The 14,591-nt window shown below is 40.0% G+C and carries 12 protein-coding genes; 6 read left to right on the top strand and 6 right to left on the bottom strand.

Translation table 11 applies throughout. From position 1 onward, the window contains the following. Positions 1–96: 96 nt before the first annotated feature. A complete protein-coding gene (locus WNY79_RS18440; RefSeq protein ID WP_024599837.1) occupies positions 97–783 on the bottom strand; it encodes a DUF3334 family protein in 687 nt (228 codons plus the stop codon). A 116-nt stretch (positions 784–899) separates the two neighbouring features. Here WNY79_RS18440 and cmoA point away from each other — a divergent pair, with 116 nt between their 5' ends. The 5 genes from cmoA (at position 900) to WNY79_RS18415 (ending at position 5,247) form a co-directional block, all read left to right on the top strand. Continuing rightward, positions 900–1,625: a carboxy-S-adenosyl-L-methionine synthase CmoA gene (gene cmoA, locus WNY79_RS18435; RefSeq protein ID WP_335676616.1), complete on the top strand. Its 726-nt coding sequence runs from the start codon at positions 900–902 to the stop codon at positions 1,623–1,625. A 12-nt stretch (positions 1,626–1,637) separates the two neighbouring features. Next, positions 1,638–2,606, top strand: a complete 969-nt coding sequence (gene cmoB / locus WNY79_RS18430) for a tRNA 5-methoxyuridine(34)/uridine 5-oxyacetic acid(34) synthase CmoB (protein ID WP_138488804.1) — start codon at positions 1,638–1,640, stop codon at positions 2,604–2,606. Between the two features lie 190 nt (positions 2,607–2,796). After that, complete coding sequence (gene purM, locus WNY79_RS18425) at positions 2,797–3,849, top strand: phosphoribosylformylglycinamidine cyclo-ligase (protein ID WP_010555340.1); 1,053 nt, start codon at positions 2,797–2,799, stop codon at positions 3,847–3,849. Continuing rightward, on the top strand, positions 3,849–4,496 hold the full coding sequence (gene purN, locus WNY79_RS18420) for a phosphoribosylglycinamide formyltransferase (protein ID WP_342876571.1): 648 nt from the start codon (positions 3,849–3,851) through the stop codon (positions 4,494–4,496). Before purM ends, purN begins: the two co-directional genes overlap by 1 nt. Positions 4,497–4,512: 16 nt before the next feature. After that, a complete protein-coding gene (locus tag WNY79_RS18415; protein ID WP_342876587.1) occupies positions 4,513–5,247 on the top strand; it encodes a DUF3108 domain-containing protein in 735 nt (244 codons plus the stop codon). Positions 5,248–5,279: 32 nt separating this feature from the next. On the opposite strand, the gene WNY79_RS18410 is transcribed toward WNY79_RS18415, so the two are convergent. Further along, complete coding sequence (locus tag WNY79_RS18410; protein WP_024597920.1) at positions 5,280–6,044, bottom strand: class II glutamine amidotransferase; 765 nt, start codon at positions 6,042–6,044, stop codon at positions 5,280–5,282. 324 nt (positions 6,045–6,368) lie between these two features. Here WNY79_RS18410 and fadE point away from each other — a divergent pair, with 324 nt between their 5' ends. Next, entirely contained in the window at positions 6,369–8,825 is a 2,457-nt protein-coding gene (fadE, locus tag WNY79_RS18405; RefSeq protein ID WP_342876570.1) for an acyl-CoA dehydrogenase FadE, read from the top strand. A 121-nt stretch (positions 8,826–8,946) separates the two neighbouring features. On the opposite strand, the gene WNY79_RS18400 is transcribed toward fadE, so the two are convergent. The 4 genes from WNY79_RS18400 to WNY79_RS18385 all read right to left on the bottom strand — a co-directional run bounded on the left by WNY79_RS18400 (position 8,947) and on the right by WNY79_RS18385 (position 14,402). Then, entirely contained in the window at positions 8,947–10,068 is a 1,122-nt protein-coding gene (locus WNY79_RS18400; protein WP_342876569.1) for a PepSY-associated TM helix domain-containing protein, read from the bottom strand. 18 nt (positions 10,069–10,086) lie between these two features. Then, positions 10,087–12,123 carry a TonB-dependent receptor gene (locus tag WNY79_RS18395; RefSeq protein WP_342876568.1) on the bottom strand — a complete coding sequence of 679 codons (2,037 nt, stop codon included), beginning with the start codon at positions 12,121–12,123 and terminating at the stop codon, positions 10,087–10,089. Positions 12,124–12,333: 210 nt separating this feature from the next. Further along, positions 12,334–13,692 carry a histidine kinase sensor domain-containing protein gene (locus WNY79_RS18390; RefSeq protein WP_342876567.1) on the bottom strand — a complete coding sequence of 453 codons (1,359 nt, stop codon included), beginning with the start codon at positions 13,690–13,692 and terminating at the stop codon, positions 12,334–12,336. Then, entirely contained in the window at positions 13,689–14,402 is a 714-nt protein-coding gene (locus WNY79_RS18385; protein ID WP_007378009.1) for a response regulator transcription factor, read from the bottom strand. The genes WNY79_RS18390 and WNY79_RS18385 overlap by 4 nt, the downstream gene beginning before the upstream one ends. Between the last annotated feature and the right edge of the window lie 189 nt (positions 14,403–14,591).

Below are 14,591 nucleotides of genomic sequence, written 5' to 3'. Positions count from 1 at the left end.
AATCACTAATCTGATCACTAACAGCTAAAGATTAATAGCTGAGCAGTCGTTGGGTTTCGTTTCACTCAACCCAACCTTGTATCTACGTAAATAGACTTAAAGCCCTAGGCCTGCCATAAAATCATCATCGCCATCATCTTGTTCTACTGCTGTAGATGATTTTTCTTTGTCCGCTTTTTTACGTGCTTCGTTTTCAATTATATCGTCTGGGTCTAGTGCTTCTGCAATATCAAAGTCGTGTAATTTAATGAACTCTGTTTTATCCATCGCTAATTCCAAGTAAAAGATATTTTGTTTACTTGTGGTGAATGTTACGCGGCGGGCTTGCGGGCGATCCATCGTGGTATCTACCGATATTTGCACTTGCTTGTTTATTGCCATCATTTTTGGCTGGTTTTGCGTAATCGAGGTATGTAATTGCTCGCGTACTTTAGACGTAAAGTCGCCAACAATTTGATTCATCAACTCGCCTAATACGTTTGATACGTCGTCTGATAAATGGCTATGCGCTATTTCATCTTCTGGCATCCCCATGTTGCGCATGTAATCGCCATAAATTTCCATCGCCGCTTGCGAAGTAAAGTTGGTAATTACAAGCCCGGTAAAACCGCCGTCAAATAAAACAAAGCAGCCAATATCTGGTCGCATGCATGTACGCGTTATTTTTTGCACCATGGCTGAGTAGCTAATACCATTACCGCTGGCTGATGTGAGTACGCCTGTCACTGAATGACAAAGGGTTGCTAATATATCGTCTGTGCTGATGACCTTACTTTTGCTCATTTAATCTTCTCTTTTATACTTATTATTCATAATTCTAGTCAAGCTACTGAATTTATCACTGACTATCCAGTATAAAATGTTAAAATAGCGCCATTATTTACAAAGAGACTGCCTTCGTGACCATAAAAGACAGTATTTATGCCTCTGAGCAACAAGTAAAAGATTTTAGCTTTGACCAAAATGTAGTCGAAGTTTTTCCAGATATGATCCAGCGCTCTGTGCCTGGCTACGCAACTATTGTCAGTACAATGGGTAAACTTGCGGGTGAATACGCGCAAAGTAACTCAAATCTTTATGATTTAGGCTGCTCACTGGGCGCAGTAACACTTAGCATGCGACGAAATATTCGCACCGATAACTGCCATATAATAGCGGTAGATAACTCTCAAGCTATGGTTGAGCGTTGTAAGGTACATTTACAAGGTTTTAAATCAGATGTACCTGTTACTGTTACTTTAGGCGATATTAACGAACTTGAGATTCAAAACGCCTCAGTAGTAGCAATGAACTTTACGCTGCAGTTTATTCCGCATGCTCAGCGCCAAGCCGTGCTTGAAAAAATATACGCTAATTTAAAACCAGGTGGTGTATTGCTGCTAAGCGAAAAAATTAAAGCTGAAAACGAGCAATGCGACAATTTATTGATTGATTTGCACCACGACTTTAAACGACACAATGGTTACTCTGAGCTTGAAATAAGCCAAAAGCGTACCGCCATCGAAAACGTTATGCGCCCAGATACACTAAGCACTCACTTTACTCGCTTACAAGATATTGGTTTTAGCCAAACTCAAGTGTGGTATCAATGTTTTAATTTTTGCTCAATGGTAGCAATTAAATAAAGAGAGTCATCCATGTCTCAATGGTTTAACCAATTTTACGCATCTATCGCACAAAGCCCACTTAGTCACTGGCTAGAAACCCTCCCTGCTCAATTAAAACATTGGCAAAACGAGGCTAGCCATGGTGATTTGCCTAAATGGCAAAAAGTACTTAAAAACTTGCCTGAGGTAGCAACTTCGCATGTTGATATTTCTACTAAGGTAGAAATTGGCGCGCCAGGGGAAATGAGTGATGGCGAGCAAAAGCAAGCCATGCATTTATTAAAACGCATGATGCCATGGCGCAAAGGTCCATTTAGTGTGCACGGTATTGAAATAGACACAGAGTGGCGCAGTGATTGGAAGTGGGACCGCCTGCTGCCTCATATTGAGCCATTAAAAGGCCGCACCGTTTTAGATATTGGTTGTGGCTCAGGTTATCATTTATGGCGTATGCGTGGTGAAGGCGCAGAGTTTGTGGTGGGTATTGATCCATCAGATTTATTTTTATGTCAGTTTCAGGCAATTAAACACTACAACCCAGACGAAAACGTACATTTACTGCCACTAGGCGTTGAAGCATTACCCGAGCTTAAAGCATTCGATACGGTTTTTTCGATGGGCGTACTTTATCATCGTCGCTCACCTATCGACTTTTTAGCGCAGTTAAAAGCGCAGCTTCGCCCAGGCGGCGAACTCGTACTTGAAACCCTAGTAATTGAAGGCGACGAAAACACAGTATTAGTCCCTACTGATCGCTACGCTAAAATGCGCAATGTGTGGTTTATCCCAAGTACTGCAGCATTAAAGCTATGGATGGAACGCGTTGGCTTTAAAGATGTACAAATAAAAGATTGCGCTATTACCACGCTTGAAGAACAACGCAAAACCGACTGGATGGAAAACGAATCGTTAATCGACTTTTTAGATCCAAACGATACAAGTAAAACAATTGAAGGCTACCCTGCTCCACTTCGAGCCATATTAACCGCAAAAGCATAGCTGTTAATTAAACGCCTTTAATACTAAAAAAACGCCTATGGGCGTTTTTTTGTTTATTTAAACAACAGACAGCGGACAAGTGTCCTTGTTAATTATTTCAAAATTACATTTGAGCTAGCCGCGACCCTGCAATTGTTGTAAAATACGCGCGTTTCTAAGCAACCCAAAACAACTATTTTGAGGAAAACCTGTGAGCGAACAAAAACAGTCTCTAAGCTATAAAGACGCGGGCGTAGATATCGACGCTGGTAATGCACTTGTTGAGCGTATTAAAGGCGTAGTTAAAAAAACTCGTCGTCCTGAAGTAATGGGCGGAATTGGTGGTTTTGGCGCACTTTGCGAAATTCCTGAAGGCTACAAGCAACCAGTATTAGTTGCAGGCACAGATGGCGTTGGTACTAAACTACGTTTAGCAATCGACTTAAAAAAACACGATACTGTTGGTATTGATTTAGTTGCAATGTGTGTAAACGACTTAATTGTTCAAGGTGCTGAACCCCTGTTTTTCCTAGATTACTATGCAACTGGTAAGCTAGATGTAGACACAGCAGCTGACGTAGTTACAGGTATTGGCAAAGGTTGTGAAATTTCAGGTTGTGCCCTAATTGGTGGCGAAACAGCTGAAATGCCAGGTATGTATGATGGTGAAGACTACGACATGGCAGGCTTTTGTACAGGCGTTGTAGAAAAATCAAAAATTATTGATGGAACAAAAGTAGCGGCAGGCGATCAGCTTATTGCACTTGCTTCAAGCGGTCCTCATTCAAATGGCTTCTCTTTAATTCGTAAAGTACTTGAAGTGTCAAACGCTGATACAAGCGCTGACTTTGAAGGTAAAACATTAGGCGAAACCTTACTTGAGCCTACGCGTATTTACGTAAAACCTTTACTTGAGTTATTCAAAAACGTTGACGTACATGCGCTTTCGCATATTACTGGCGGCGGTTTTTGGGAAAACATTCCACGCGTACTACCCGCTTCAGCAAAAGCTGTAGTTAAAGGTGATAGCTGGCAGTGGCCACCTATTTTTAACTGGTTACAAGAAAACGGTAATATTACTACACACGAAATGTACCGTACATTTAACTGTGGTGTAGGTATGGTTTTAGTAGTCCCTGCAGACAAACTTGAGCAAAGCTTAACAATGCTGAAAGACTTGGGCGAAAATGCATGGCACCTTGGTGAAATTCAAGATGCAGCAGCTGGCGAAGAGCAAGTTGAAATTGTAGGTGGTGCTAAGTAATGGCACCGACTCGTCTGGTAGTTTTAATCTCAGGTAGTGGCTCTAATTTACAAGCCATCATAGATGCCTGCGAACGTGGCGAGATAAACGGACATATAGCGGCTGTTATTAGTAATAAAGCTGACGCTTATGGCCTAGAGCGTGCAAAACAAGCCGGTATTGCTACAAAAGTGCTCAGTCATAAAGATTTTGACTCGCGCGAAGCGTACGATGCGCAATTAATGAACGTTATCGACTCTTTTATGCCAAATCTAGTTGTATTAGCTGGGTTTATGCGTATTCTTACTCTTGGCTTAGTGCAAAAATATGTTGGAAAAATGTTGAACATTCATCCATCTTTGTTGCCTAAGTATCAGGGGCTGAATACCCACCAAAGAGCAATTGATGCAAAAGACGATGTTCATGGCGTAAGTGTTCACTTTGTTACTGAAGAATTAGACGGCGGTCCCGTTATCCTTCAGGCGCAAATACCTGTACTCAAGGATGATACAGCAGAAACATTAGCAAAACGCGTGCATGAGCAAGAGCATATAATTTATCCTTTGGTGGTCAAGTGGTTCAGTGAACACAGACTTACTATGGAAGCAGATTATGCAGTTCTTGACAAAAAACAACTTCCTGCACACGGCGCGCACTACCCACAATAAAAAAATAAGTGCCCTGTTGTTATGTGCGGGCGCTTTACTTCCAACTAGCCTAATTGCAGGCGAATTGACCCAGTATCAAGCTAATTACGATATTTTACGCAAAGGTAAAAATCATGGTGAGGCTGTTCGTGAGCTCAAAAAAACGGGCGATGATACTTATGAACTAACATACCATAGCAATATTGAGTGGATGATCTTTTCTGATTCTCGTGAAGAAACATCAGAGTTTACCTTTAAAGATGGTAAGGTTACCCCGCATCATTACAATATGATCCGCACCGGTACAGGCCCAGATAAAGATTATAAGATTGATTTTGATACGACAAATAAGGTAGTGACTAGCAGCGCTAGCGAATACCCACTAAAATGCGAATGGACTGATGAATTTCAGGATGCTATTTCGTACCAAGTGCAAGTGCGCGAAGGATTAAAAAAAGGTGAAACGAGCTTTTCATTCCCGCTTATAGACAAAAAAGGTAATCGCCGCGACTACAACTTTGAAGTATCTGGCACCGAGATGATTTCGTTGCCTATTGGTAATGTAGAAGCCATTAAAGTAAAACGTTTATACGATAACGATAAACGCCAAGCGATTGCGTGGTTTGCGCCAGAAATGGATTACATGCTGGTACGTATGTGGAAAGGCGAAAAAGGTATGGAGCAGTTTGAAGTTCAAATGAATTCATTTACTGTTACTGCACCTACAGCTGTTGTGCCTGCTACAGCACAACAACCTCAAGAAGCTAACTAGCTTTTAAATAAATCAGTAATAAAATAGGTGGGCTAAATTAGCTCACCCATCTTAAACAATGCAAATTCTCCCGGCTCCATTTTTTGCCAACGCTCATCGTTAGTTAATGGCCTTGTTGTTATTACCGTCACTACATCGTTTGGTGTGGTCTCTTGTTGAAAATCAACCACCATGTCGGCATCAATCAACGTTGCTTTACCAAATGGCGCACGGCGCGTTATGTAATGTAAGTTATTAGTGCAATACGCTAAAACAAACACCCCGTCGGTCAATAACATATTAAACACCCCTTTTTCACGCAACGTATGCGACAACTTAGCAGCGTATCTAAAAACCGACGCCATATTACTTGGACGCTTTGGGTATTTTTCGCGAATTTTATCAAGTAACCAACAAAAAGCGAGTTCACTATCGGTGTTACCCACTGGGCGATAGTACTCTGTTTTTAGATCATGATAATTAGATAACTGCCCGTTATGAGCGTAAGTGATTTCACGCCCCCATAACTCTCGCGTAAAAGGATGAGTATTTTCAAGACATACTCGCCCGCGGTTACCTTGGCGAATATGGCTAATAACCGAGACACTTTTAATTGGGTATGCTTTAACGAGCTTTGCAATTTCAGATTGATAACTCGGCTCAGGATCTTTAAAGGTTCTACAACCTTTACCTTCGTAAAACGTAATGCCCCACCCGTCTTTATGTGGTCCCGTGTTTCCGCCACGCTCTAAAAGGCCTGAAAAACTAAAACAAATATCGGTAGGCACATTGGCTGACATGCCAAGTAATTCACACATTAATAAAATAACCCTTAAAAACCATACATTAAAATAAATAGCGTTATATTTGTGTATTAAGCGTACACTAATTTGCAGCCCGCTATAACGGCTATACTTACTTAAAAAATGTCATTTTGCTATTAGATTTATTTATTTTTACGTTAACACTACTTACGGTTAATGCTTTGACTATACGATAGTTATTGTGCGTTCCTCTGTCGGGTAATTAAATATCGTATTTAAGTTACTTTCTACTACAATTTAACATCGTTATGTACTTGAAAATTACTGTTACTAGCGCTACTCTAAGTGAGGTGGTCTGACCTCTATTAAGGAATAAAAATGACACTCATATTTACACTGGTTCTAATCGCGTTGCTTTGCACTGCGGTTTACCACAGAGCAAGTTGGAACACAGCACTTGGTGTTTCGGCTATAACTTTATTAATTGGTACCTTTGCGGGTGCTTTTGGTTTAATTAGCTGGTTGATCTTTTTGATCATCGCGGTTCCTCTTTCTGTTACTGGCATTCGTCAGCAATATATCATCAAGCCAATTTTTGCTACGTTTAAAAAAGTAACGCCAAGCATGTCTGATACTGAAAAATCAGCTATTGATGCCGGTACGACGTGGTGGGAAGCTGACTTATTTTGCGGTAACCCTGATTGGAAAAAACTTCACCAATATCCAGTTCCTAAACTTACTATTGAAGAGCAAGCCTTTGTAGATGGCCCTGTTGAAGTAGTATGCAGCATGTTGGACGATTGGGAAGCAACGCATGAACTAACCGACCTTCCTCAAGATGTATGGCAATATCTAAAAGATAATAAATTCTTTGCCATGATCATCAAAAAAGAATACGGCGGTTTAGAGTTTTCTGCATTTGCACAGTCATGTGTACTTCAAAAACTAACAAGTAAATCAACATTGCTTTCGTCAATTGTTGGTGTACCAAACTCTTTAGGCCCTGGTGAATTATTACAGCACTATGGTACGAAAGAGCAAAAAGATCATTACTTACCGCGCTTAGCGAGCGGTCAAGAAATTCCATGTTTTGCATTAACGTCGCCAGAAGCGGGTTCTGATGCAAGCTCAATTCCAGACTACGGTGTAGTGTGTAAAGGGCAATGGAATGGCGAAGAGGTTGTGGGTGTTAGTTTAACGTGGAATAAGCGTTACATTACACTTGCCCCAGTTGCTACCGTACTTGGTCTGGCGTTTAAATTACAAGATCCAGATGGCTTAATTGGCGACAATAAAGAGCCAGGCATTACCTGTGCACTTATTCCAACGGATACTCCTGGAGTTGAAATTGGTCGTCGACATTTCCCGCTTAACGTACCATTTCAAAATGGTCCTACTCGCGGTAAAGACATTTTTGTACCACTTGATTACATTATTGGTGGTCCAGATATGGCTGGTCAAGGCTGGCGTATGTTGGTTGAATGTTTATCGGTTGGTCGTGCAATTACGTTACCGTCAAACTCTGCCGGTGGCATTAAAATGATTGCTATTGCGACAGGTGCTTATAGCCGAATTCGTCGTCAGTTCCGTTTACCTATTGGTAAAATGGAAGGTGTTGAAGAGTCACTAGCAAAACTTGCTGGTTACGCTTACAGCTCTGATGCTGCGGTTAGTATGTCTACAGGTGCGGTTGATTTAGGCGAAAAGCCATCGGTTGTTTCTGCCATTATTAAATACCACCTGACAGAGCAAATGCGTGATGCAACTATTCATGCAATGGATGTACTTGGCGGTAAGGGCATCATGCTTGGGCCAAATAACTATTTAGGTCGTGGCTATCAAGGTGCACCTATTGCCATTACCGTTGAAGGTGCAAACATCTTGACCCGTAATATGATTATTTATGGTCAAGGTGCTATTCGCTGTCATCCATTTGTACTTACCGAGCTTGGTGCGTGCGAAATTGAAGACCGCGAAGAGGCGCTTAACGTATTTGATAAAGCGCTAATGGGTCACATTGGTTTTACTATGTCGAACCTTGTACGTACTAAGTGGCTTGCTCTTACCGGCGCTCGTTTTACAAGTGTGCCGTACAACGACGAAACCGCTGAATTTTACCGTATAGCGTCACGCTTTAGTGCATCACTTGCTCTTATGTCAGACATTAGCATGGCAGTATTTGGTGGCTCACTAAAACGTAAAGAACGTATTTCAGCACGTTTAGGTGATTTACTTAGTTACCTATACTTAGTATCTGCAACGCTTAAGCGTTACAACGATGAAGGCCGTAAAAAAGAAGATTTTGCTCTAGTAAAATGGAGTTGCCAAGATCACCTTTACCATTGCCAACGTGCACTTGCTGATTTAATTAATAACATGCCTTCGGCTCCACTACGCGCCGTGTTAAAAGTATTGTTATTCCCGTTTGGTCGCCCTGTTCGTAAACCAACTGACCAACTTGAGCATAAACTAGCACAACTACTACAAGTACCTAGCGAAACGCGTAACCGTTTAGCAAGCTACGTATACCTAACAAATGAGCCACTTAACCTTGTAGGTCGTCAAGAGCAAACGCTTAAAGACGTCCTTGATGTTGAGCCATTATTTGAAAGAGTATGTAAAGAAAAAGGCCTTAAACTGCCATTCTTTCAGCTTGATAAAGTAGCTCAAATGGGGCTTGAAGCAGGCATTTTAAGCCAAGCAGAGGCTGATAAACTAGCTGCCGTTGAGCAATCTCGTTTAGATGTTATTAACGTTGATGACTTTGACCCTGCTGATTTACTTGCAGGCAAAGCAGCACGAAATAGCGTTAAAAAAGAAGCTGATGCTGCTTAATTAAGTAAGCATTTTAATACTAAAAGCCAGCGCCTAATGCGCTGGCTTTTTTGTGTAAAATAAATTCTTATATATCAAATCGCACATCTCAAGCAATCAAATACTCGACGACAAGTGTAAGTTAGCGCTTAGTTATCAATCGCTTCCATGCTAAAACTATGCCTGTATACACTAAAAAACATGCGAGCAATGATGCCAAACCAGCTAATGTTTGCCCTAAAAAACCAAAGTATTCACCGGTATGTAAAAATCGAGATGTTCCCCATGCTTGATCGCCTCGCGTCCAATCCGATTTTTTTAGCGTTTTAGCTACATCCCCCGTGCGAGTATCTAAAAATAATGAGTACGCATATTCTTGACGATTCCCGATACTGGTATCAATATAAAAACGTGCTTCGTGTTTTTTGTCACCTAATTCTAACCACATTGAATACCAATCAGCGGCACCATTGTTAATTGCATGTACTTTAGCTTGTTGAAATAAAGTATCGTAAGGTACTTTATCAGCCGATAAATCTAATACTGGTAGATGCTTTTCACGCTCCGGTACACTTTGTCCAAATGCGCCGTACAGTGCCTTATTTGCCCAGTCAAAATGAAACAAAGTAGCCGTTAATGACAAAACGAGTAAAACCGGTAAACACCAAATCCCAAAAACTAAATGCCACTGCCTATTTCGATGATGTGATGATTTGTAACTCTTTGCTAGTAATAAATATCCTTTTAATGCAGAGCGGTTAAATCGCTTTGGTAACCACAGATAAGCACCCGATAGTAATAAAAAGATAAAAAATAGATTAGCGTAGCCATTTATATTTTTACCAATCACCTGCGAAGCGCCATGCAGTAATAAATAACGATGTATATCAGTTACAACGTGAAAAAAGTCAGCCGCTAACCCCTCTCCTTCACGAAGCACGTCTCCTGTATAAGGGTGTAATAAGTAGCTATGCTTTCCAGCCCAGGCAGGAATGGCAGCCCCTTCTCGATTAACCCAACGAATATAAATATGTGATTGACTCGGATGCGATTTTCGCAAAATATCCACAACATCATCAGTCGATAGTCGCTGTTGAACATAGGTGTTATTTACAGTAAATCGCATTTCATCTAGCTCAACAATCTGTCGTTCATAGGTTAATAGAAAACCCGTGAACGACATGCTAAAAATAAATAAACCGGCGATTAGACCTATAATTAAGTGGACCCAAAAGACCCACTTTTTAAACAATTTTAAGAACATAAAATAAGTTACTTATTCTTAAAACTGATAAGAAATCGATAAGCGAATATCGCGCCCAGATTCGTATGAACCAACAACAGTGCCAAATACTTCACTGTAATCACCCACACTTGAATGATCGATATATAACTCATTAAATAAATTAGTAACAGCAACATTAAATAATAATGCATTCGTCACATTCCACTGCCCATATAAATCAACAGTGGTATAGCTTGGTTTATTTAGGGTATATAAAGAATCGGTCCAACCAAGGTCAACAGCTTGATGAAGAGTATTAATATCGAGTGAATCGACTTTAGTTACACTAAAACCAACCTTTGCATCAGTGTTAATGTCGTAATCAACGCCAGCAACCCATGTATTGCCTCTGCTATTCCCTAAACCGACAAACTCATAGCCATTAATATCAATTGCATCATAACTTACACTGTACAACCCATCACGTGGGTCAAGCTCTGTATCAGTAGCTGAAAATCCAATGAAGAAATCAAATGAATTTAAACGATATGCTAGGTCAAACTCAAATCCTTTAGTCTCTAACATGCCTATATTGTTATAAACCGAGTTTCCTTCATACCCTTCAAATATCACATCATCTAAAGACGAATTATAAATACTTGCCTTAGCGGATAAATTTTCATTAGTGTACGTTATGGATGCTTCAATATTAGCTACGGTCTCAGGTACTAAACTTTCATCCGCTACTGGAATATCTGAACCGTCATATAAATATCCATCAATGGTAAAGCCATCACCTATTTGCTTACCACGCGCGGCTTCAGCATACCCAAGCCCTACTGTCCAAGCATCATTAATGTCGTATGCTAAACCGATATTAAAACTCAGTTCATTGTCATCTAAACTCGATGCGCTTTCTGTAATTGCAGTGCCGTAATATTCATCTAATAAGATGTCTTGTTTAAACTTATAACTATCAAAACGCACCCCATAACTCAGTAAAAGTTGTGGAGTAATATCACTATAACCTTGTGCATAAACACCCAGTACACTGCCTTGTTCTGAATTTTCTTTTGCACCTGCTGCAGACCCACTCGATACTTCATCATTTCTATAATCAACGCCATAAACAAATTTATGTTCATCAATAATACTTGTGTTACGAATATCTAAGCCATATGTGTCAATGTCAGCAAGCCAAGCAAATCGGCCGCCATTAAAAGATGATTCGGTTTTGTATGCTGTCGCCTCTAAATACAATAAGTTATTGTGAGAAAATATATAATTAGCAACGTAAGTCTCTCGCTCTGCTTCACTTGGATACAAAGCATCACCTTCTTGTACCGCCCAGTTAGGGCGTGCAGAAAAATCCCCTTCTTCGTCGCGTTTTTCAATACTTACCGACAAATGATGATTATCTGCTAACTCACCACTGGCTTTAATAAACATCATATCTTGGTCGGCGGCCGTACCATAAATAGTATCGCCATCACCATCTTCCATGTTCTCGCGATCCACAGTACTGAAATACCCTAGTACGCCCCATGTATCACTTAATTTACCGTATACACTGGTGCTTAAACGCGTACCGTCATTTGAAAAGTAACTTGCTTTAACACGTCCACCAAATTGTTCACCTTGATTAAGTAAGTCTTGCGCGTCTTTAGTTTTAAAGCGGATAGAGCCGCCAATCGCACCAGGACCACTTGTTGCTTCGCCGGCACCTGCTTGTACATCGATTTGTTGCAGTAGGTCTGGATCTATTGTTACACGACCAATATGATGAAATAACGTTGATGTTTGCTGTGCACCATCAACCGTTATATTTAATAAAGAATCTTCAACACCACGAATATAGATCTTTTGTGCAACGCCTACCGAGCCACCCACACTAACAGAAGGTGAATGTCGAAAAATGTCAGCCAGATCACTTGCTTGATATTGTTCTATTTCTTCAGCTGTAATACTCAAATTAGTTGCAGAACCAACTACAGATATTTTTTCAACAGACGCTGTATTTTTAGCAAGTTCTTGCGCGTATATAGGTGAACTAAATGATGCACAAATGGCACTCATTAGGGCTAATTTTTTCAAGGGGGACGTTCCTTCTCAATTGCAAATAAGAAGAATTATCATTTTCTTTTAATGAAAAGTATAGCAACTTTACATTTGTTACATTTAGGAAATATACAAAGACGCGTTAGGTGCAATCTACTTTAGTTGCCTAAAAACATGTAAGTAAGGGCGTGAGCAAGACGAGAAAGCGTTGCTCAGTTTTTACAAGCACACAATATGAAATGTAATTTATACACCTTTAGGAACCGTTACAGTCATTACTAAACCACCTGCAGTATCATTTTTAGCAAATACTGTTGCAGCAATCGCATGTAATTGCCTTTGTGCTAAAGCAAGCCCTAAACCAAAGCTATCACTGTTGCATGAGCGAGCTGAATCAATCCGGAAAAAAGGTCTAAAAATAGTATTTAAATGCTCTTTAGGTACTCCTGGACCTTGATCTGCAATAATAATTTGATATTCATGTTTATAATCAATGAGGCTAATCCGTACTTTTTTATTAATGGGTGTGTAACGTAGTGCATTTCTAAGTATATTCTCCAGTGCTTGACCTAATGCTCTGTGATTACTGTTTTCAATATGGGCTTGATTAGGTAAGTCAGCAGAAATCAGTTTATCTGGATATTCAAAACGCCCATCTTCAATGAGGATTTCGAGTAAATCGACTAAATCCAAAGATTCAATGCGCAACTGAGGTGACTCGTTATCTAACCAAGATAAAGTTAGCGTGTCATCCACTAACTTACGAATGTGCTGTGACTCTTTATGAATACGTTCTAATTTAATTTGTGTGTCCTCTACGCCCTCCTCCCTGTGAGAGAGTAAGTTATCCGTTGCGATATCTAAGCGTGTTAAAGGTGTTCTCAACTCGTGGGAGAGATCCGTTAATAATACACGTTGGTGCATAATTTGCTCACTGATCCGCTCAGCCATCAAATCAAATGTTTCAGCTAATTGAGACAGTTCGTCGTTACGTGAGCCCAACTGCTCCCGAACCCTGACGCTAAAGTCTCCTTTACTAAATGCCCTACTTGCTAAGTCGAGTTCTTTAATAGGGTGCATAATATGGCGATATAACACAATAGATAAACACACCAATATCAGCATTGGTAATAAAACTTGTAACGACAAGCGTGTTAAATTCCAAAGCGACCCCGGACGCATTCTTTGCGGCAACTGCACAACAAGACTAGTTGTACCATCTTTAAAAGGTAACTGCATAGCCGGTGCACGGTCGAAGTACAGATGGATTTTCCAATCAATGCTACGCCCTAAATTATACCCGGTATACTCATAACGATGAGAGCGATTCCCAGCTAACTCAACCACATTCGCTTTGGCAATTACAGCCCAAATATTTTCTTGTTGCTGCAAGTTATCGACCCAACGCTCAAGCTCGCTCATATCGCCTTGATCAAATATAATCTCAGCCTTTGTTTGCCAATCAGTTAATTCTGTTCGGCTTGAATCACTTAACATACTCATATCATTTTCAAAGTGATTAACCGCGACATTAATTAAATAGAACATCGCAACAACACCGGTACCAATAATTAAGCACAGCTTCCAAAATAGACGTCGTGTCATTTAATACAGTATCCTTGGCCATGCACTGTGTGTAAACGACTGCCATCCCAGCCAGCATTATTTAACTTTTTTCGAATACGACTCATATGCATATCTAAACTACGATCGTATTGGCTAAAACGTTTGTTTAGCACCACTTGATATAAGAAAGGCTTTAACAGTATTTGTGCTTGGTTTTTCATTAAAATTTGCAGTAAGCCAAACTCAATAGGCGTAAAAGTTAATAGCTCACAATGTAGAAAAACCTGTTGATGTAAGCTATCTATCTCAAGTCCATCGATATTAGCAATATAAGGAGTATTAGTGTCTTGTTTAAAAACACGTCTTAGTACTGAATCTACGCGTAATAATAATTCTTGGCTATTAAAGGGTTTCGCTAAATAATCATCCGCACCGGCTGATAGACCTAGAATGCGCTCTTCTTCAGCATGTTTTGCCGATACAATTATAACAGGGGTGCTATTACAACTACGTAAAATATTGAGCACTGCCAAGCCGTCTTTTCCCGGCAACATAACATCTAATAAAATAAGGCTAAAGCGCTGAGCAACTGCTAAATCAAGTGCATGATTACCATCAAAACACTGTGTAACAGAGTACCCTTGGTTAGCTAGTAATTCAGTAATTTGATCATTAAGTAATGTGTCGTCTTCAACAACTAAAATATCAAAATCAAATTTGTTGCGTTGATAGGCCTGTGGTGCAGACATAGAAAGCCATAATTTTTATAGTATTAAAACAAATTAAAGCAAATGGTAATACAAATCAATATCAAAAACGATGCATAGGAAAAAAGTTACTATTTGAGTGTTCTGAGTGTTTTGAGTGTTTTGAGTGTTTTGAGTGTTTTGAGTGTTTTGAGTGTTTTGAGTGTTTTGAGTGTTTTGAGTGTTTTGAGT

It is taken from the genome of Pseudoalteromonas sp. AS84, from assembly GCF_038900255.1.
Taxonomy (GTDB): Bacteria; Pseudomonadota; Gammaproteobacteria; order Enterobacterales; family Alteromonadaceae; genus Pseudoalteromonas.
The sequence above is the reverse complement of the archived record's forward strand: the minus strand, read 5'-3'. Positions and strand labels throughout refer to the sequence as shown.